Origin of the sequence: Synechococcus sp. ATX 2A4, assembly GCF_024346375.1 — a bacterium.
GTDB lineage: Bacteria > Cyanobacteriota > Cyanobacteriia > PCC-6307 > Cyanobiaceae > MW101C3.
Genome location: NZ_JAGQCV010000002.1, coordinates 253,376 through 272,905, shown reverse-complemented (window position 1 = coordinate 272,905; position 19,530 = coordinate 253,376). Strand labels below are relative to the sequence as shown.

General features: G+C 63.3%; 19 protein-coding genes and 1 tRNA gene. 10 read left to right on the top strand and 10 right to left on the bottom strand.

Annotation, left to right across the window (positions count from 1 at the left end; all coding sequences use genetic code 11):
- The first annotated feature begins 108 nt into the window (after nucleotides 1–108).
- The 3 genes from KBY97_RS03140 (at nucleotide 109) to KBY97_RS03135 (ending at nucleotide 3,104) form a co-directional block, all read left to right on the top strand.
- Nucleotides 109–1,212, top strand: coding sequence for an ABC transporter substrate-binding protein (locus tag KBY97_RS03140; RefSeq protein WP_255145218.1), 1,104 nt, complete (start codon nucleotides 109–111; stop codon nucleotides 1,210–1,212).
- A gap of 38 nt (nucleotides 1,213–1,250) precedes the next feature.
- Entirely contained in the window at nucleotides 1,251–1,673 is a 423-nt protein-coding gene (locus tag KBY97_RS14790) for a DUF4440 domain-containing protein (protein ID WP_399217170.1), read from the top strand.
- A 180-nt stretch (nucleotides 1,674–1,853) separates the two neighbouring features.
- Nucleotides 1,854–3,104, top strand: a complete 1,251-nt coding sequence (locus tag KBY97_RS03135) for a glycosyltransferase (RefSeq protein WP_255145217.1) — start codon at nucleotides 1,854–1,856, stop codon at nucleotides 3,102–3,104.
- A gap of 436 nt (nucleotides 3,105–3,540) precedes the next feature.
- Here KBY97_RS03135 and KBY97_RS03130 read toward each other — a convergent pair whose 3' ends face one another.
- Nucleotides 3,541–3,702: a hypothetical protein gene (locus KBY97_RS03130; RefSeq protein WP_255145216.1), complete on the bottom strand. Its 162-nt coding sequence runs from the start codon at nucleotides 3,700–3,702 to the stop codon at nucleotides 3,541–3,543.
- A gap of 74 nt (nucleotides 3,703–3,776) precedes the next feature.
- Between KBY97_RS03130 and KBY97_RS03125 the strand changes: the two genes are divergently transcribed.
- The 3 genes from KBY97_RS03125 (at nucleotide 3,777) to KBY97_RS03115 (ending at nucleotide 8,412) form a co-directional block, all read left to right on the top strand.
- On the top strand, nucleotides 3,777–4,325 hold the full coding sequence (locus tag KBY97_RS03125) for a hypothetical protein (protein ID WP_255145215.1): 549 nt from the start codon (nucleotides 3,777–3,779) through the stop codon (nucleotides 4,323–4,325).
- A 746-nt stretch (nucleotides 4,326–5,071) separates the two neighbouring features.
- Nucleotides 5,072–6,628, top strand: coding sequence for a SulP family inorganic anion transporter (locus KBY97_RS03120; protein ID WP_255145214.1), 1,557 nt, complete (start codon nucleotides 5,072–5,074; stop codon nucleotides 6,626–6,628).
- 83 nt (nucleotides 6,629–6,711) lie between these two features.
- Nucleotides 6,712–8,412: a SulP family inorganic anion transporter gene (locus KBY97_RS03115; RefSeq protein WP_255145213.1), complete on the top strand. Its 1,701-nt coding sequence runs from the start codon at nucleotides 6,712–6,714 to the stop codon at nucleotides 8,410–8,412.
- A 14-nt stretch (nucleotides 8,413–8,426) separates the two neighbouring features.
- Here KBY97_RS03115 and KBY97_RS03110 read toward each other — a convergent pair whose 3' ends face one another.
- From KBY97_RS03110 to KBY97_RS03085, 6 genes are read right to left on the bottom strand one after another with little or no spacing between them, the layout of a single operon-like run.
- Nucleotides 8,427–9,140, bottom strand: a complete 714-nt coding sequence (locus KBY97_RS03110; protein ID WP_255145212.1) for a molybdopterin-dependent oxidoreductase — start codon at nucleotides 9,138–9,140, stop codon at nucleotides 8,427–8,429.
- Between the two features lie 7 nt (nucleotides 9,141–9,147).
- Nucleotides 9,148–9,744, bottom strand: coding sequence for a cytochrome b/b6 domain-containing protein (locus KBY97_RS03105; RefSeq protein ID WP_255145211.1), 597 nt, complete (start codon nucleotides 9,742–9,744; stop codon nucleotides 9,148–9,150).
- Nucleotide 9,745: 1 nt separating this feature from the next.
- Nucleotides 9,746–9,970 carry a ferredoxin family protein gene (locus KBY97_RS03100; RefSeq protein ID WP_255145210.1) on the bottom strand — a complete coding sequence of 75 codons (225 nt, stop codon included), beginning with the start codon at nucleotides 9,968–9,970 and terminating at the stop codon, nucleotides 9,746–9,748.
- Nucleotides 9,971–10,027: 57 nt separating this feature from the next.
- Complete coding sequence (locus KBY97_RS03095) at nucleotides 10,028–11,215, bottom strand: ATP phosphoribosyltransferase regulatory subunit (protein WP_255145209.1); 1,188 nt, start codon at nucleotides 11,213–11,215, stop codon at nucleotides 10,028–10,030.
- A gap of 58 nt (nucleotides 11,216–11,273) precedes the next feature.
- Nucleotides 11,274–12,176 (bottom strand): inositol monophosphatase family protein, encoded by a 903-nt coding sequence (locus KBY97_RS03090; protein ID WP_255145208.1) that lies wholly within the window; start codon nucleotides 12,174–12,176, stop codon nucleotides 11,274–11,276.
- A 24-nt stretch (nucleotides 12,177–12,200) separates the two neighbouring features.
- Entirely contained in the window at nucleotides 12,201–12,569 is a 369-nt protein-coding gene (locus KBY97_RS03085; protein ID WP_255145207.1) for a 2Fe-2S iron-sulfur cluster-binding protein, read from the bottom strand.
- A gap of 61 nt (nucleotides 12,570–12,630) precedes the next feature.
- Between KBY97_RS03085 and KBY97_RS03080 the strand changes: the two genes are divergently transcribed.
- A tRNA-Ser gene (locus tag KBY97_RS03080) sits at nucleotides 12,631–12,717 on the top strand.
- A 164-nt stretch (nucleotides 12,718–12,881) separates the two neighbouring features.
- Here KBY97_RS03080 and pstB read toward each other — a convergent pair.
- The 3 genes from pstB to pstC form a co-directional block, all read right to left on the bottom strand.
- Nucleotides 12,882–13,691, bottom strand: a complete 810-nt coding sequence (gene pstB / locus KBY97_RS03075; RefSeq protein WP_255145206.1) for a phosphate ABC transporter ATP-binding protein PstB — start codon at nucleotides 13,689–13,691, stop codon at nucleotides 12,882–12,884.
- A 62-nt stretch (nucleotides 13,692–13,753) separates the two neighbouring features.
- On the bottom strand, nucleotides 13,754–14,644 hold the full coding sequence (gene pstA / locus KBY97_RS03070) for a phosphate ABC transporter permease PstA (protein ID WP_255145205.1): 891 nt from the start codon (nucleotides 14,642–14,644) through the stop codon (nucleotides 13,754–13,756).
- 7 nt (nucleotides 14,645–14,651) lie between these two features.
- Complete coding sequence (gene pstC / locus KBY97_RS03065) at nucleotides 14,652–15,605, bottom strand: phosphate ABC transporter permease subunit PstC (RefSeq protein ID WP_255145204.1); 954 nt, start codon at nucleotides 15,603–15,605, stop codon at nucleotides 14,652–14,654.
- A 212-nt stretch (nucleotides 15,606–15,817) separates the two neighbouring features.
- Between pstC and dnaK the strand changes: the two genes are divergently transcribed.
- The 3 genes from dnaK (at nucleotide 15,818) to KBY97_RS03050 (ending at nucleotide 19,512) form a co-directional block, all read left to right on the top strand.
- Nucleotides 15,818–17,968 (top strand): molecular chaperone DnaK, encoded by a 2,151-nt coding sequence (dnaK, locus tag KBY97_RS03060; RefSeq protein ID WP_255145203.1) that lies wholly within the window; start codon nucleotides 15,818–15,820, stop codon nucleotides 17,966–17,968.
- A gap of 5 nt (nucleotides 17,969–17,973) precedes the next feature.
- Nucleotides 17,974–18,996, top strand: a complete 1,023-nt coding sequence (locus KBY97_RS03055) for a DnaJ domain-containing protein (RefSeq protein ID WP_255145202.1) — start codon at nucleotides 17,974–17,976, stop codon at nucleotides 18,994–18,996.
- Nucleotides 18,997–19,059: 63 nt separating this feature from the next.
- Nucleotides 19,060–19,512: a DUF3110 domain-containing protein gene (locus KBY97_RS03050; protein ID WP_255145268.1), complete on the top strand. Its 453-nt coding sequence runs from the start codon at nucleotides 19,060–19,062 to the stop codon at nucleotides 19,510–19,512.
- Nucleotides 19,513–19,530: the final 18 nt, after the last annotated feature.

The following is a 19,530-nucleotide window of genomic DNA, read 5'->3' as shown; positions in this document are numbered from 1 at the left end:
ACCAACAAGGGCCAGGGCTGAGGGTTCGTAAGGGCTTGGCATAATGCGGCGATGGCAAGACAGCGCGTCTTCGGCATCCGCCTGAACCCCGGGGGCGCTTTGACGAGCGTGGCCACCGCCCTGTGGCTGGCTGTCGCGGCTGCCCTGCCAGCCGCCGCAGTGAAGCCGGTGTTACGGGTGGGTGTGGTGGATGGGGCACCACCCTGCAGCTACAGAGATGCCGGTGCCTGGCGGGGTCTGGCCGTCGATCTCTGGAACCGAATCGCCACACGGGAGCAACTGCCCTATGTGGTGTCGGAGTGGCCATCGGTGCGGGAGATGCTGGAGGCCAGCCGTGATGGACGTCTGGATGTGGCTGTGGGCTGCATCAATGTGTCGCCGGACCGCCTGGAGCGTTACCGCTTCAGTCTTCCCTTTCAGGAGGATGGGCTGGCCGTGATGGTGGTGCAAAGCCGCCTAGATCTCGGGCGATCTTTTCTGGGCGCCTTGTTGACACCCACTCTGCTGCAACTCCTGGGAGGTTATCTCTTGGCCATTGGAGTGCTGTCTCTGCTCACCTGGCGGGTGGAGGATTACGCCCAGCAGCCCCAGACCCTCAGCGGCGGGCGCTTGCGGGTCTTCAGCAAGGTGTTCCAGGTGCTGGCCACCGGCCCTGGCAGCAACACGCTCGTTGCTACCACCCGGGGGAATGGTGTGGTGCTGATGGCTTACATGGTGCGGATCGTGTCAGCGTCGTTGCTGGTGGGCTACCTCACGGTGAACGTGGCACGGGAAGTGCAAGGAACCGCCAGCGGTGGCATCCGCTCGGAAGAGGATCTGCGCGGATTGCGGGTCGGAGCACGCCAAGGCACGGTCAGCGAAGGGTTACTGAATGAACTGAACACTGACAGCAATGACGCGGCGATCACCATCGTGCCAGTAACAAACATTCGAGCAGGGCTGGATCTGCTCATGGAACGGCGCATCGATGCGCTGCTAGGAGACAACCTGCAGTTGAGTTATCTCCAGCTCCACGCTGAGGTGAAAGGGCTGGTGCCAAGCTTGGCATTGCAGGGGATTCGGCCTGAATCACAGGCCTTTGCCTATTCCCCCCGCCTGCCAGTGGCCACTGCGGAGCGGATTGACCAGTCAATCAGCCAGTACAAGCGCAGCGGGTTGGTGAGCACCTTGCGCCAGCAAGCCACCGAACTCGGCTCCACGCCGCGGCGCTGAGCGCTGGTGATGACGGGAGTCGAGTCGATGGCTGGATCATGGCTGGTCGGTGCATACTGTCTGGTGGGTGCATGAATGCCATGAGCGAATTACTGAGTCAGCTCCAAGCCCTCGAACTTGAATTGCATCATCCAGGAGTCCACTGCAGCCGGGGACGCTTGGAGCAGTTGCTCCATCCCCACTTTCATGAAGTAGGCCGCTCTGGATGTGCCTACACAAGGGACACGATCATCAACTATCTGGCTGTCCTGGATGCACCACCAGCGGTGCGCTCCGACGCCTTCATAGTGGATGAACTGAGCTCCGGCGTGGCATTGCTCAGCTTCCGCTCCGCGCAGGTCGCGCCAGATTGCTCTCTTACACGGCACACACTCCGATCATCCCTTTGGATTCAGTCGGCAAGCGGCTGGCAACTTCGTTATCACCAGGGAACTCCGGCAGCTGAAGGATGGTTAGCTTGAGTCCGTCTTAAGACAGTGAGGAGTGTCTCCTTGGGTGTTGCAAACATCAGCACCGGAAATGATTTGACAAAGGCCAACTGCATAGGGCAGGCAAGATCGCTCAGATCAAGCCTGCATCTGCTGAGTAAAATCGGCCTCTATCATGAACACCAAGATAACCGACACTCTGTTCCCTAGCAGATGAACTGCCTGTTTGTGCACCAGAACTTTCCAGGACAGTACCGCTATCTGGCGGCTGCAATGGTGGCCCGCGGCGACCACGTCATGGCGATTGGTGGCCCCACGTCACAGGCGCTAGAGGGTGTGGAGCTGCACCGTTACAACGCAATGCCGGCGGCTGGAGTGCCTCCTTGCCACGGTTGGGTGGCCGACCTCCAGACCAAGGCGCTGCGCGCTGAGGCTGTAGCGGCTCAGATCGAGTCACTGAAGGCAAAGGGACTCGGCGTGGATCTGGTGATTGGCCACCCAGGCTGGGGTGAGCTGCTTGTCATCAAAGATGTTCTGCCAGGTGTGCCAGTGCTGCACCAAGTGGAGTTTATTTATCAACTTGAAGGAGCTGATGTCGGCTTTGACCAAGAAATATCGCAAACGACCTGGCAGTCGCAGGCACGCCTGCGGCTGCGTCGAGCTCCCCAGTTGTTGGCTCTGGAAGACCTCGATTGGGGCCTCGCGCCTACCGAGTGGCAGGCCAGCACTGCTCCCTCCTTCTACCGCAAACGCATCAGCGTGATCCATGAAGGCATCGATACAGAACAGGTGTCTCCAAGGCAGGGAGCAGAGATTCGCCTTCAGAGCGCAGGGCTCACCCTGCGGCCTGGTGATGAGGTTGTCAGCTTCGTAGCACGCAACCTGGAGCCATACCGAGGCATTCACTCCTTTCTGCGAATGCTGCCGTTGCTTCAGAAGCTGCGTCCTCAAGCCAGGGTGGTGATTGTGGGCGGAGAAGGAGTGAGCTATGGCGCACCACCACCGGTTGGGACGTCCTGGAAGCAACTGTTGCTCCAGGAGCTTGGCGGCAGAATCGACCACTCCAGAGTTCACTTTGTTGGACGGGTGCCCCATGCGGTCTTGCATGAGTTATTTCGTGTCTGCACCTGCCATGTCTATCTCACATACCCCTTTGTGCTGAGCTGGAGTCTGCTAGAGGCGATGGCTTGTGGTGCAGTGGTGATCGGCTCCGCTACCGCGCCCGTGCAGGAAGTGATTGTGTCTGGCCGCAATGGGCTGCTTGTCGACTTTTTTGATGGGCAAGCGATGGCTGAAACGATTGCCAGCGTGCTGGCCCATCCCGAGAGCCTCGGATCCATCAGCAGTGCCGCCCGCCAAACGATTCTGGACCGCTATGACCTCGCCACCGTATGTCTGCCCCAACAACTCGCCTTGGTGGATGCGCTGGCGGCTGGGCGCCATCCCCACGGGGCAATGGCTTGATGGCCGTTCTAAGGACTCGAGCATCACGCTTGCGTTCATCCACTGGTCCAGCTTCCAGCCGACGAGGTGGCCGCAGAACAGATCAATCGACACCGCTCGGTTCAGGCAGCCACGATTGATGCGGACAGACGTGGATCGTCTCGCCCAGCAACGGTTTGGCGCTGAGGGTTAGGCGTGAGCTGATCTCACTTCTGGAGTGGATGATAGTGGCATCGCTCAATCCAGTCGTATGGCTGGGGCCGCCACCAGTCTAAGAATCCCGGCCAATTGTGATTTAGAGGTGCTTGAGGGGACTGGTTTTCAGATAAGGTGCTCCCGTACACCAGTGGGTAGAACAAACGGCAAGGCTTGCAGTGGTTCATCAGTTTCACTGAACACTCCAGAACTGTGTCTACTCTCATAGCAACTCGATAGAATGCCCCAAGAGCTTCCCAGTTCATGGCCCAACAATGTCTAAACTGTCATAGTCGATCCGTTCGATATGACAGAAGCCTAGGTGGGCGGTGTGTTTGTGCAGTTTGCGGAGCGCCGATGAAGCATCAGCAACGAAGGCCAAACCGGAACCAAGTCCGGCACCATCAGTCGTCTGCAGTGCCATGGAGAAGGAAGCCTTCGCTGCAAACGCTTGTGGCCTGGATGGGCGTGGCTGGGTTACTTGGATCCTATCTTTTTATGGGTGCAAACCCCAGAGTGATTCACCACTGGCTTGCTCGCTACAGCGTGTCGACAGCAAACTCATTCGAAATCAAAACACCGGCACACATTGAGGTCTTGATCGACATGGCAATCACCGGGGATCGCGAGGTGGTTCAGCCATCTGTCAATCGAACGACCCGGAAACTAATTGCTCGCCTTCAGGCCAAGGGAGTGCGCATCCTGATGAGTAGCAATGTCACGGAGGGAGCAGCTGGAGTATGGGATCCAGGGGTGGGTGAAATCAGAATCAAGCGTTCAGCCGTGCTGATGGGAAGCCTGGTGTTGGCTGAAATCATGGCTCATGAGGCTGCTCATGTTGCACAATCCTGCCGGGCAGGTGGTCTTGGCCAGAATAGCGAGCCCATGAGAATCAAAGTTTATCCAGTAGCAACGTTCAGAGAACGACTCAACTCGCCCTTGTACGGCAATCATGTGGCAACCAGAGTGATTGAACTGGAGGCATTCACCGTAGGTACGAACCCGCCATGGGCCATCAAGCTGCTGGATCACTATTGCAAGGGATAATGCCAAGTGCAAAGGACGAACGTCTTCAGCATCTGGTACGCACCCACTGCAAGGGACCGAAACCCGGGCCGCTCAGCACATAAGCGCCTCCAATGCCTCTCATTAGCCAAGATCGATGGTCTTTCTGCAAAACCAGTCGTGCGGGTTAGCTCGATCAGCTTGATCAACTTGATCATCACGATCAGCTCGATCAGCCAGGTTGTCCCGATGATGCCGCCATCACCGCATCAATAACCATCAAGCGGCGAACGCCAACAGCAGGTCGCCATTGGCCCCATGAGCCAGTCCGTCTGGATACGCCGGCAGACTCGCTGAGCCTGGCAACTCAAAGCGGAATCACCAGTGGGTGGTGTAGCTCACAAACGGTTCTGAGACGCACACCAGGAGACACCACAGCGTGCCTGCCGCAGGATGCAGGCCATACACGCTGCTAAGTTCGGCAAATGATGACCACTCCCCCGTAACGTGAAACGGAAGCCTGGCTGGCTTTGAGAGCTGGGCTGGATCAGGGAATGCATCCTGTTTCTTTGCATTGGCCAAAGCTCCGGGCCGGTGGGTTGAGCCATTGCTCCGGATGATGGCTGTCGGCCACAGCACGCGCCGTTGGCTTCAACGACGGCTTTTGACGGCTGCGTCTTCCTTCACAGCGGTGGCTCTCCGCCAGTTAAAGGAGCGGACGTTGGCCAGTTGCCCGCCGAATGGGCTCACCGCTCTATCACCACCTCTCCCCCTTGAAGACAATTCCCATGCCACAAAGCTGGTCCCTGATTCCTGACCGCCGCGCCATCTCCCAGGAGCTCCTGGCCGGCATCGTGGTAGCCCTCGGCATCATTCCCGAGGCCATCGCCTTCTCGATCGTGGCCGGGGTTGACCCGAAGGTGGGCTTGTTCGGCTCCATCGTGATTCTGATCATTGTGGCCCTGCTGGGCGGTCGCCCCGGCATGGTGTCGGCCTGCACTGCGGGCGTGGCCCTGCTGATGGGGGGACTGGTGCAATCCCACGGCCTCAGCTATTTGTTGGCCGCTTCCATTCTTGCCGGCGCCCTTCAGATCCTCTGGGGGTATCTGCGTCTGGCCCAGCAGATGCGGTTCGTGCCCAGGGCCGTCACCCTGGGCTTCGTCAATGCGATCGGTGTGCTGATCTTTCTGGCGCAATGGCCGCAGCTGGGCATCGGCCGAGATGGCGATGAAGTGATTCCCAGCCTGGCGGCCTCCGGCCAGAGCATCCAATGGCCTTGGGTGTGGGGGCTGGTGGTGCTGGGCTTGCTCATCATCTACCTGCTGCCACGCCTCACTCGGCTGGTGCCTTCGACCTTGGTGGCGATCCTGGTGATCAGCGGGCTGGCGGAATGGTGGCAGCTGCCGATCCCACGGGTGGGAGATCTCGGGCAATTGCCCAGCAGTTGGCCAACCTTTCAGATCCCGCCGGTGTTTGGCGCGTGGGATACCTGGGGCATCATCCTGCCTACCGCGCTGGCCATTTCGTTTGTGGGGTTGTTGCAGTCGTTTCTCACCGCCAACGTGGTGGAAGACAGCCTTGATGAAGACGCTGACTATGAAGCTGAGGCTCGGGCCCAGGGCGTCGCCAACATCATTGCAGGGTTGTTCGGCGGCATGGCCGGCGCCGGCATGATCGGCCAATCGGTGATCAATCTGGAATCAGGCGGGCGATATCGCCTCTCCACTCTCACAGCCGGCGTGGGACTGTTGATCCTGGTGATCTCGCTCAGCACCTGGCTGGCCCGTATCCCGATGGCCGCCTTGGTGGCGGTGATGATCATGGTGGCGGTGAGCACAGTGAACTGGGAATCGTTTCTCAAAGCAGACGTGATCCCTAAAAGCGACACCGCCGTGATGCTCCTCACCCTGGTGCTGGCGGTGGTGACCCGCAACCTGGCCATTGCCGTGCTGGTAGGTGTGGCCTTAGCGGGCATTCTGTTCAGCCGCAAAGTGGCCAAGGTGATCTCGGTGACCTCCACCCTGCTCGACGACGACCATCTGTATTACTCGGTGTGCGGCCAGTTGTTCTTCGTCAGCACGGTGTATTTCCTTGCCAGCTTCAAACCCCATCGCCATCACGCCCGCATCACCATCGACATGCAGGCGGCCCATGTCTGGGACCAGACAGGCATGCGCGTTCTCGATCAGGTGATCCGAAAACTCCAGCAAGCAGGTTCGATGGTGGAGCTGATCAACCTCAACAAGGAAAGCCTTGATCTGTTCGGTCGCATCAGCGACACACCTGACTTCGTGATCGGCGCCAGTTGCAAACTCCCGGATCCAATCCATTCCGCTGTGCCATAGGCACCTGCCTTGTCAAACCTGTCGGCGCCGAAGCGCTCCTTGGCTCAGCCCCGTGTCATTGATCCCTTGTTGTTGTCTTTCCCATGACTCCGTCTCCCGCAACACGCAAGACCAAGTCAAGCGGGCGCCTCTTCAACCACATCGGTCTCAACAACATCCGTGGTGATTTCTTCGGGGGTCTCACCGCCGCGGTGATCGCTTTGCCGATGGCGTTGGCCTTTGGGGTGGCGTCCGGTGCCGGCGCTGCGGCTGGCCTGTGGTCCGCAGCCATCATCGGTCTGATCACCGCCGTGTTCGGTGGCACGCCATCGCTGATCTCAGAACCCACCGGACCGATGACGGTGGTGTTCACCGCCGTGCTCGCCACCTTGACCACGCGCGCCGACAGCCCCGCGCAGGCGCTGGCCATCGCCTTCACGGTGGTGATGCTCTCGGGGGTGTTTCAGATCCTCTATGGGGTGCTGAAGCTGGGCCGCTTCATCACCCAGATGCCCTACACGGTGATCTCTGGCTTCATGAGCGGCATCGGCACGATCCTGATCGTGTTGCAGATCGGCCCCCTGCTGGGCCAGGCCCCACCACCGGGCAGTGTGCTCGGCACTCTGCAGGCCCTGCCGCAACTGCTGCGCGGCATCCAACCGATGGAATCGCTATTGGCGGTAATCACCCTGCTGGTGCTGTGGTTCACACCAGCGCGGATCAAGCGGGTGATTCCCACCCAGCTGTTTGCGCTGATCGTGGGCACCGGCCTTTCCTTGGTGGCCTTTCAAGGGGTGGAATTGCGGCGGATCGGCGAGATCCCCAGTGGTTTGCCGGTGTTCACACTGCCGGCGCTCACGCCTGATCTGGCGCAGCTGGTGGTGATCAATGCGGCATTGCTGGGCATGCTCGGCTCCATTGATTGCCTGCTCACCTGCCTGGTGTCTGACAGCCTCACGCGCACGGAGCACAAATCCGACAAGGAACTTGTGGGCCAGGGGGTGGCCAACATCGTGGCCGGTCTGCTCGGCGCCCTGCCTGGCTCCGGTGCCACCACCGCCACGGTGGTGAACATCCAGGCCGGGGGACGCACGGGCCTCTCCGGCGTGTTCCGGGCCGTGATTCTGGCGGTGATCATTCTGGCGGGCACGGGGCTGGCCTCAGAGATTCCGTTGGCAGTGCTGGCCGCCATTGTGTTCAAGGTGGGCATCGACATCGTCGACTGGGGATTCCTCAGGCGAGTGCCGCAGCTTTCCCGCAAGGGTGCCTTCATCACCTACGTGGTGATCGCCCTCACCGTGCTGGTGGATCTGATGGTGGCGGTGGGCGTTGGCATCTTCATCGCCAACATCCTCACCATCGACAAGATGAGCCGCATGCAGACCAAAGCCGTGCAAATGATCAGCACCGGCAACGAAGCCGATGATCTGGCCGCCGACCTCACCGACCACGAGCGCCAGCTGTTGGATCAGGCCAAGGGCCGCGTGCTGCTCTTCCAGCTCAATGGCGCCATGATCTTCGGGGTGGCCAAGGCGATCAACCGCGAGCACAACGCCATCGGTGAATGCGATGCGGTGATCTTTGATGTTTCGGAAGTGTTTCACCTCGGCATCACCGCCGCCCTGGCGATCGAAAACGCGGTGGAAGAGGCCATTGAGGCCGGCCGCAACGTTTATGTGGTGGGCGCACAAGGCACCACCCGCAAGCGGCTCGAAACATTCAAGCTGTTCGACAAACTGCCTGAAGATCACACCGAGCTCACCCGCCATCAAGCCTTGATGCATGCCGTAGCGTCATTGCGCTGAGCAGTTCAGCTCTGCTAAAGCCCGGCAAACCACTCGTAGCCGTTGTCTTCCCAGGTGCCGCGCCGCAGGGAGTCAAGCGATGGGATCACCTCCAGCCCCGTGACCCATTTGCTGAGCTTGTAGCCCAGCTTGATCGGTGAGGCGAGGCGCACGGGGGCTCCGTTCACCACCGGCAGCGGCGCACCGTTCATGCCGGTGGCCAGCAGGGTCTGGGGGTGCAGAGCCGAGGTGATGTCCCAGGTGGTGAAGAACTGATCGGCGGATTCGATCGCCAGGTAGCCGCCCAGGCTGGAGAACCCCGCCAGCGCCAGCACATCGGCGAGGCGCACCCCCGACCAGTTCACGATCGCCGCCCAGCCCTCCACGCACACATGGCGGATTGTGATCTCCTGCTGGGGCAGAGCGGCCAGATCGGCCAGGTTCAGTTGCAGCGGCTGGCGCACCAGCCCTTCCACCCGCAGCCGGTAACGGGCGGGGTCCAGCCGCGGCATACCGTTGAAGCTGTTCACCAGCAGCGCCCCCGGATCCACCTGATCGCGGCGAAACTCCGGCACCTTGCCCTTTCCCTGCAGCAAGGCTTCGATCCGCTCATTGAGCGGTTGGGTGGCATTTCCCACCCCCTCACTGAAGCGATTGAGGGCACAGCCGCCCAGCAGCAACGAAGATCCGCTGCTATAAGCCAGGCCGAGGAACTGACGGCGGTTCAACCAGGGGGGCTGACGTGGCAAGCTGCGATCAGGCAAGGATGGATCGCCATAACAGCCATCCACCAATCCGCCAGGAGAGGGCGAGATGGACCACGGTGAGCAGGGCAATGGCCGGAATCGTGGCCAGGTGGAACACACGCAGGGTGTGCCAGCTGGTGGCACCGAACAGTTCCCCGAAGCTGAACAATCCTGAGAGCCACCAGAACTGGGCAGGCTTATACATGGCCAGCCCCGTGATCAGACCGAAGGCCAGCAGGATCAGCATCAGGGTGTAAACCACCCGGTGGCTCGCCACCCTTCGCTTGGCCAGATTCGAACTGGCATTCAGCGTGGCCAGGTCGCCGCTGTGTGCCAGCCGGTCGCGGCGCCTCTGGATCAGCAAGGCGATCCAGAGGCCGAGGTTCGAAGCATACAGACCCATGAAGCCAAAATGCCAGTCACGGCCGCCGGCCAGCCAACCCCCCAAGGTGAACAGCTCCGGCACGGTGGGGCCGCCCTGGCCGCCGAACACGGGATTGGCGTTGTAAATCTGCAGGCCACTGGCAGCCATCACCAGCAACACCACCACGTTGAACGCATGGAAGGCCCGCGTCCAGAGCGGATGGTGGCGTCGGGAGGCCGTCATCTCAGCTGCGCCGTTGCTCAGCCGGCCGTTCCTCCGGCACGATCGCCCCCTCCACCGGGCAGACCTGCAGGCAGATGCCGCAGTCGATGCAGGTGTCGAACTCGATCCAATAAAAGGAGGTGCCTTTGCGATTGGCCCCGCTGCCTGGCTTGATGCAGGCCACCGGGCAGGCATCCACGCAATCGGCCACGCCTTCGCAGACGTCGGTGAGGATCGAGTGGGCCATGGACGAACGGACGCGGGCGTGGGACGATCCTAGAAATGTGGCTCCCCCGGTTCCGTCTCAGCCGAGCCACTCCAGGCCTTGGCTGTCACGACTGAAGGCCACCGCCTCAGCCTCCCGCTGCGATCCGATCGGCTCCGGATGCAGTTCAGCGGCCCGGCCCTGGGCGTGGAGTCCACCAAGCCGCTCCAATGCAGCAGCGAGGCCGTCGGGTTGGCCATACGCCACCAGCAATGGGCGCTCCACCAACCGGCCCGTGTCCTTGCTGCCAGCGTTGCCGCTGAGCAGCTCGCGGATGTCTTCGATCGAAAAGGCGAAGCCCACACCGGCAGCCAGGGCCGCGTCGGTGCAGAAGCGCCCCACCAGGGCGTCGTAGCGGCCGCCGCTGGCCACATCCACCGGTGCCGCCGCGCCGCGGCACACCAGCTTCAGCACGATGCCGTCGTAGAGGTCGAAGTGGGGCTGAAAACTGGGATCCAGCTGCAGTTGCACCCCCAGGCGCTCGGCCGCCGGACGCACCAACTCGAGCGTGGTGGCCAGCTCCGTCAGCAGCGGGCTGGCCCCCAGGTGCTGCTCCAGCTCCATCAGCACCCGGGCCGGTGCGCCGCGCAGGCGCAGCAGCGCCTGAAGCTGCGCCTGCTCTGCCTGCTCCAGCGGGATGGCGGCCAGCGCGAGGGGGTCGAAGCCGGTGAGGGCGCGTCGGCAGGCGGTGCGGTGCTGGTCGGGCAAGCGCTGCAGCAGGGCACTGAGCAGGCCGTGGTGACCCACCAGCAACTGGGGCTCGTGGCAGGGCTCCAGCCCGATCGTTTCGGTGCAGGCCAGCAGCAGGCGGATCAGCTCCACATCGGCAGCTGCGGTGGAAACCCCCAGCAGCTCCACACCGCTCTGCAACTGCTCGCTGATGCGTTGCCCGCCCGCATCCCCCATGAAGGCGCGGAAGGTGGGCCCCTCCGCCCAGAGACGCAGGGGCCGGGGGCGCGAGGCCATGCGGGTGGAGGCCGCCCGGGCGATCGAGGCAGTGAATTCAGGCCGCAACCCCAGCGGCTCCTCCGCCGCCAGGCGCACCACGTCCTGGTCAGCGATGCCACCGCCGGCCTGCAGCGTGTCAAGCCGTTCCACCGACGGAGGGGCCACCTCCTCGTACCCCCAGAGCCGGTACACCTCGGCCAGGCGTTCGCGCAGGCGGCGGTTGCCGCCCACCTGGACGGGATTGAGATCCCTGGCGCCGGCGGCAGGTTGCAGGGCCATGGAACAACGAGGAAGTGAGGGGGAGCGGCTGGATCCTATGGAGCGGCGTGGGGCCCGCTCAGAGCTCGGGGGCGCCGAACAGGGCACCTGGCAGCGGCCGGCACTGGGCCAGGCCATCCATCAGGGCACCGTGCAGCGCGGGAGTGGTGGCGATCAGCCGTCCATCGGCGAGCACCAGCGGCGTGCCGTCGTAGGCGCTCACAATCCCGCCTGCCTGCTCCACCAGCACCACCCCAGCGGCCAGATCCCAGGGGGAAAGGCCGCGCTCCCAATAGCCGTCGAGCCGGCCGGCGGCCACAAACGCCAGGTCCACGGCGGCGGCTCCGCCGCGCCGCACCCCATGGGTGCGATGGGTGAACCAGCAGAACTCGGTGTAGTTGGTGTCGGGCTGGGTGGTGCGGTCATAGGCGAAGCCAGTGACCAGCAGGGAAGCGGAGAGCTCGGTGCAGCCGCTGACCTGGATCGCCTGGTCGTTGCACCAGGCCCCCAGGCCAGGCGCGGCCCAGTAGTGCTCCTTCAGGGCCGGCACCTCGATCGCCCCCAGCAGCGGCAGACCGCGCCAGGTGAGACCCACCGAGGTGGCAAACAGCGGGAAGGAGTGGGCGAAGTTGGTGGTGCCATCAAGCGGATCAACGCACCACTCGAGATCGGATCGGGTGGCACTGCGACCGCTTTCCTCAGCCAGCACCGCCACACCGGCACTTTCGGCCGCCAGCACCGCCAGCACCGCCTGTTCGGCGGCGAGATCGGCCTCGGTGACCAGATCACCAGCGCGCCCTTTCTCCCGGATTTGCCGCAGCTTGCCGAAATGGCGGGTGAGCTCAGCGCCACCGGCAGCGGCCGCACGGCGCGCCACCCCGGCCAGATGCACCAGATCCGCGGCGCTGAGGCCGGAGGCTTGGAGCGCCTGGTATGAAAGGCAGGGAAGGCCGGCCGCCGGTGGCTGGAGGCTGATGGTCATGGCTAGGGGGTCACGGTTGGGGGGTCACTCCTCTTCGATCGGCAGGCCGGGGCGAATCTGGCCACGGCCGAAGTGACGGCCGAACTGCAGGTCGTAGACCTCATCTTCCTCCTGGGTTTCCACCTCCAGCGGGCCGATGGCGCGGGCAACGCACAGCAGGCCGTAGCCACGCTTGCGCAGTTCCTGCGAAAGGCCAAGCGCTTCGCGATGATCGATCTCCCCTGACAGCACGCGCACAGCACAGGCGGTGCAGCAGCCATTGCGGCAACTGAACGGCAGTGGCTGGCCCTGCTGCTCGAAGCTGCGCAGCACGTATTCCCCTTCCGGCACATCCAGCCGGATCACCCTGTTCTGCTGGCGCCAGTGCACCGTGATCGGAAAGCGCTTGGTCATCGTCTGACGGGAACCACAAACGGCCTGCTGCTACATTGCCACCTGCCCCATGACAGCCCCTGGAGAGGTGGCCGAGTGGTCGAAGGCGCAGCACTGGAAATGCTGTATAGGGGCAACTCTATCGAGGGTTCGAATCCCTCCCTCTCCGTCCAGTTACACAAAGACCGGCCTTCAAGCCGGTCTTTTTTTGTGCTGGGGCGAAAGGAATTGACGACAACAATGCCTTTGGCCACAGCAATCACTTTGACACCAGCAATCCCTTGACGCAGGCAGCGGGCTGCCAGGCGCCAAGGGAAAACAGCACAACAGTGATCAGCCGAAGCGGCCGGTCACATAGTCCTGGGTAGCTTGCTGCACCGGTGCATTGAAGATGCGCTCGGTTTCGTTGAACTCCACCAGATACCCCACCTTGCCGCTACCGCCTTCCACAGCTTCAGCGTTGAAGAAGGCGGTTTGGTCAGAAACCCGCACCGCCTGCTGCATGTTGTGGGTCACGATCACGATCGAGAAGGTTTTCTTGAGTTCGTGCATCAGCTCTTCGATCTTCAACGTCGAGATCGGGTCAAGCGCTGAGCAGGGCTCGTCCATCAGGATCACTTCAGGCTCCACCGCAATCGCGCGGGCGATGCAGAGGCGCTGCTGCTGACCGCCGGAAAGAGCATTGCCGCTCTCCTTGAGCTTGTCCTTGGTTTCGTCCCAGATGAAGGCCTTGCGCAGCGAGCGCTCCACCAGTTCATCCATGTCGCCCTTGTAGCCGTTGATCCGGGCACCGAAGGCGATGTTTTCGTAGATCGATTTCGGGAACGGGTTGGGCTTCTGGAACACCATGCCGATGCGGCGGCGCACCTCCACCGGGTCCACTTCCTTGGCGTAGATGTTCTGGGCATCAAACACCACGCGCCCCTTCAGCGAGCAGCCCTCGATCAGGTCGTTCATGCGGTTCAGGGCCCGCAGCACGGTCGACTTGCCGCAACCCGAGGGTCCGATGAAGGCGGTCACCTTGCCGGCCGGGATGTCCATGTGGACATTCCGCACAGCCTCAAAGCTGCCGTAGCTGATCGAGACGTTTTCCAGCGCCAGGCAGGTGTTCGTGGCCGGAGTCGCTTGCGTGGTCGAGGTCATGGGATCGGGGGTGTGAGGTTCGAAGGCGATGGTTGGGGACTCAAGGCAAGGCCGGGAGTGGCTTATTTGGAGGCAAAACGGCGCAACCAGCGGGCAAAGAGGTTGGCGGCGAGGATCATGACCACCAACACGAACGAAGCGGCCCAGGCCAGTTCGTTCTGAGGTTCGAAAGGCATGATCGCAAAGTTGAAGATCAACACCGACATGGTGGCGATCGGATTGAACAGACCTTCCGGCCAGAAGGGAGAGAACAGGGCCGTGAAGATCAGTGGTGCGGTTTCACCGGCAGCCCGGGCAATGGCCAGCACCACGCCGGTGGCAATCGGCGTGAAGGCGCTGGGCAGGGTGATGCGGGTGACGGTGACAAATTTGGAGGCGCCCACGCCGATCGCACCCCAGGTGAGCTCGCGTGGCACCAGCTTCAGCCCTTCGTCCGTGGTTTTGATCACGGTGGGAAGCATCAGCACCGCCAACGCCAGACCACCAGCCGCCGCGGTGTAGGACTGACCGAAGAACACCCTTGTGGCCACGATCGCGCCATACACGAAGATGCCGGCAATGATCGAAGGCACCCCAGCCAGGATGTCGTTGCCGACGCGGATGAACTGGGCGAACCAACCGCCCGAGGAATATTCAGCAAGATATACCCCGCCGCCCACACCCACCGGGATGGCAATCATTGAGGCAATCAATGTGACGACGACCGTTCCGATCAAGGCGTTGCCGATGCCACCACCATCCAGGCCCGGTGCCGGTGGCAGCTGCGTGAACAGGCCGATGCTGATGAGGCGGCCCCCTTGGATCAGCACGTAGAGAAGCACCAGGATCAGGGGAAGCACCGCAATGGTGCTGAACACCCCGGCAAGGCCGGTGAGGAACTGATCCAGCCGGTTCCGCTTCAGGGAAGGATTGAAATGGAGCGACTTCGAAGAAGCCGGAAATGTGGTGGTCATGGGGTGTTCAGTATTTGAGGCTGAGTTTCTTGATGATCCACTGAGCGGCAATGTTCACCGAGAAGGTGAGAACCATCAGGATCACAGCTGCGTACAGGAGGGCTGACACCTGTACGCCATCCGCCTCGCCGAACTGGTTGGCCAACATCGAAGCGATGGTGTTTCCAGGCGCCAGGAGTGAAAAGCTGAAGTTGTTGGAGTTGCCGATGATCATCGTGACGGCCATCGTTTCACCCATGGCACGGCCGAGGGAAAGCATCACGCCTCCCACGATCGAAGACACGGCCGCCGGCAGGATCACACTCAGGATCGCCACCCACCGGGTGCTGCCCACGCCGTAGGCACCCTGACGCAACTCGTTGGGCACCTGGTTGAGGGCATCGCGGGAGATCGAGGTGATGATCGGCAGCACCATCACCACCAGGATGATGATCGCCGGTGCCATCCCAGGTCCCTGGGGAGGAGAGTTGAAAAACGGCAACCAGCCGAGCGCGTCGTAGAGAAACTGCAGGAACGGCCTGATGAAGGGTTCCATCACGAAGATGGCCCACAAGCCGAGCACCACCGACGGGATGGCCGCCAGCAGCTCCACCATCACCCCGATCACCTCGCGCCAGCGCAGGGGAATCAGATTTTCCGTGATGAAGATCGCCGTGCCGACTCCGAGCGGAACAGCGATCACCAGGGCCATGATCGAAGACACCAACGTGCCGTAGATCGCCGTGAACGCTCCGTATTCGTTATCAACAGGGTTCCAGTTGGAGGTGGTGATGAAGGTGAGGCCAAACTCACGCATCGCCTCCCTTGCTCCCTGGAACACTGTGATGAAAATCGCCAGCAGGGTGATGGCAACGAACGAAGCCAGTACGATGGTTAGGTTACGAAAACCACCGTCAACCAGACGATCGGATGCCGGTCTGCGCCGTAGCGTGAATAGATCTTCCGGGGGCGCGGATGTCATTGATCGTGTGCGCGGGAGGACGGTCGGTTCAAATCAATGCTTCAGCATCCAGCCAAAAACTAGTTGAGAGCAGCAGATAATTTCCACTAAGAAGTCGTTAACGACCGAGCCGGGCTGGGCTGGTCGCAGCAGGGGACAGCGGCGGCAGCGGGGGCACTGCAGCGGCCGCGCGACAGGGAAGCCGGTAGTTTGGGGCTTCAGTTTGAGGCTCAATGGGTCGGATCGTCGGCATCGATCTGGGCACCACCAATTCGGTGGTGGCGGTTCTGGAGGGCGGCCGCCCCCAGGTGATCGCCAATGCGGAGGGCACACGCACCACCCCGTCGGTGGTGGGCTTCAACCGCGACCAGGAGCTGCTGGTGGGCCAGCCGGCCCGGCGCCAGCTGGTGCTGAATCCCCGCAACACCTTCGCCAATCTCAAGCGGTTCGTCGGCCGCAGCTGGGACGAGCTCGACGACGACAGCCTGGCGGTGCCCTACACGGTGCGGGCGAACGATCAGGGCAATGTGCGGGCGGTCTGCCCCGCCACCGAGCGGGAATACGCCCCTGAGGAACTGCTGGCCTGCATCCTGCGCAAGTTGGTGGATGACGCCGCCACTTATCTTGGCGAACCGGTGGAAGCGGCGGTGATCACCGTTCCCGCTTATTTCAACGATGCCCAGCGCCAGGCCACCCGCGATGCCGGCCGCCTGGCGGGACTCACGGTTGAACGCATCCTCAACGAGCCCACGGCGGCGGCCCTGGCCTATGGCTTCGACCGCAGCCTGGTGAAACGGGTGCTGGTGTTCGACCTCGGCGGCGGCACCTTCGACGTCTCGCTGCTGCGCATCGCCAACGGGGTCTTCGACGTCAAATCCACCAGCGGCGACACCCAGCTGGGCGGCAACGACTGGGACCGCCGCATCGTCGACTGGCTCGCCGATGGCTTCCTGACCAGCCACGGCATCGACCTGCGCCGTGATCGGCAGGCCTTGCAACGGCTCACCGAGGCGGCGGAGAAGGCCAAACAGGAGCTCTCCGGCGTGGCGAGCACGCCCGTCTCGCTGCCGTTCATCGCCACCGGCCCGGAAGGTCCCCTGCACATCGAGGTGGTGCTGGAGCGCCGCCAGTTCGAAGCGCTCTGCCCCGATCTGCTCGACCGACTGCTGCGCCCGGTGCAGCGCGCTCTGCGGGATGCGGGCATGGCCGCCGAAGAGATCGACGACGTGGTGCTGGTGGGCGGCTCCTCCCGCATGCCGATGGTGCAGGACATGGTGCGCACGCTCATTCCCCGCGAGCCCTGCCAGTCGGTGAACCCCGATGAGGTGGTCGCCATCGGCGCGGCCGTGCAGGCCGGCATCCTCACCGGTGAACTGCGCGACCTGATGCTCAACGATGTCACCCCCCTGTCTCTGGGGCTGGAGACGATCGGCGGCGTCATGAAGGTGCTGATTCCACGCAACACCGCCATTCCGGTGCGCCGCTCCGATGTGTTCAGCACGTCGGAGGCCAACCAGTCGGCGGTGGAGGTGCACGTGGTGCAGGGGGAGCGGCAGATGGCGGCCGATAACAAATCCCTGGGGCGCTTCCGCCTCTCGGGCATCCCGCCCGCCCCGCGCGGCGTACCCCAGGTGCAGGTGTCCTTCGACATTGACGCCAACGGGCTGCTGCAGGTGTCGGCCACCGACCGCACCACCGGACGGCAGCAGAGCGTGAGCATCCAGGGGGGATCGAACCTGAGCGAAGACGAGATCAACGCCCTGCTGGAAGAGGCGGAGCGCAAGGCGGTGGATGACCGGCGCAAGCGCGCTGAGGTCGATCGCCGCAACCGCGCCCAGACGCTGGTGGCCCAGGCCGAACGGCGGCTGCGGGATGCGGCATTGGAGCTGGGCCCCTATGGGGCGGAACGACAGCAGCGTTCGGTGGAGATGGCTCTCCGCGACGTGCAGATGCTGGTGGGAGGCGACGATCCCGTGGAGCTGGATCTGGCCGTGAGCCAGTTGCAGGAAGCCCTTTACGGGCTCAACCGGCGGCTGGTGAGCGAACGCAAGAGCGAGTCGGGCCCATTGCAGGGGCTCAAGAACACGCTCGGCTCCCTCAAGGATGACCTGTTCGCCGACGACGATGACGACTGGGACCGGCCCGGCGGCCGCGACCGCTCCCGCCGGGAAGCCTGGGACCCCGCACCGTTGAGTCGCAACGCCTACAACGCGGCGGCGCCCTACGGCCCCCCCGGCTTTGACCCACCCGCCTATGGCCCGCCGAGCTACAGACCGCAGGACTACGGCGCCGCCCCCGCCGCCAGCTTCGATGACGACGAGCGGCCCACCCGGCCCTCCCGCCGGCTGCGGTCAACGGCTGACGACCCCTGGTCGGAGGACTGACCCCGGTGACCCGCAGCGCCACCCCCACGGCGGCTACCCCCACGACGGCCATTGATCACTGGTCGACCCTCGGGCTTGAACCCGGTGCCGACGCCGCTGCGCTCAAACGGGCGTTCCGGCAGCAGGCGCGCCGTTGGCACCCCGATCTCAATGGCAACGATCCCGTTGCCGAAGAACGCTTCAAGCGGGTCAACGAGGCCTATGCGGTGCTCAGCGACTCCAAACGGCGACAGGCCTGGGAGCGGGGGCAAGAGGCCGGCGGCCCGCAGAGTGGCAGCCGTGACCGCTTCGCCAGCGGGTTTCCCCCTTTTGAGGAGTACCTGGAGGCCCTGTTCGGTCGCACCACGGTGCCTTCCCCAGACGGCAACAGGGGGACGGATGACGATCCCCAGGATTTCGCCGGTGCAGAACCGACGGAACCGTTTGACGCTGACGCCGCAGCACCTGCCTCCCGTGGCCGTGAACGCAGTGGCGGGCGGGTGACCCAGGCGCCGGCGTCGCCACCACCGGTGCAGGCCAGCGCGGACCTGGAATCCAGCGTGGAGCTCACCCCGGAGCAGGCCCTGGCCGGGGAACGGCTGGAGCTGGCGCTGCCCGACGGCACCGTGGTGGAGCTCTGGACCCCGCCCCTGGCCGGGGATGGCTGGCGCCTGCGGCTGGCCGGCGTGGCGCCTGGGGGCGCCGATCACTTCATCCAGCTGCGGGTGCGCACTGCGGAGGGGCTGCGCATCGATGGCCTGCGCGTGCTTTACACCCTGGATCTCTTCCCGCCTGCCGCAGCGCTCGGCTGCCGGGCGGTGGTCCCCACCCTGCAGGGCGATGTGCAGCTCACCGTGCCGCCTGGATCCTCCAGCGGGCGTCTGCTGCGGCTGCGCGGCAGGGGGCTCGCCCACCTGGGCCAACGCGGCGACCAGCTGGTGGAGATCAGGATCGTGGTGCCAGAGCAGCTCAACGACGCCGAAGCATCGCTCTACCGGCGGCTGGAACAACTGGCCGAACAGGCCGAGGCGGAAGCAGATGGGGACTGACCGATGCCACAGCCGGCCACTGGCGCGGGGTGAGACACTGGCGCCATGGCGTTGGAGCGCTCAATGACGGTCCATGTGTTGCTGTTCGACGCCGGCACGGACAACGAAGGCATCCATTCGCTCGAACTCGGCGGCCACACGGTGGTGCTGCTGTTCGAAGACCCCGACGACGCGGAGCGCTACGCAGGCTTGCTGGAGGCTCAGGATTTCCCGCTGCCCTCGGTGGAGCCGCTGGAGCGGGAGGAAATGGAGCTGTTCTGCGCCCAGGCCGGCTACGAGGCGCGCTTTGTGCCCAGCGGCTTCCTACCCCAGTCGCCAGAAGAGCGGCTGTGGATCTCGCCGCCCGAACGCAACATGGACGTGAGCAGCTGGAACGACGACAACAGCGAGCCGAGCGGTGCCACAGAAGCCACCGCTGGCCTGGTGTCCACCGATGATGGCGGGCCCGACGGCGAAGCCTCAGCAGCCAGCGATGAACTGGAAGCCTTCCGTCGCCGGCTGGAAGGGTTGCTGTGAGCCAGGCCTCAGCTTTCC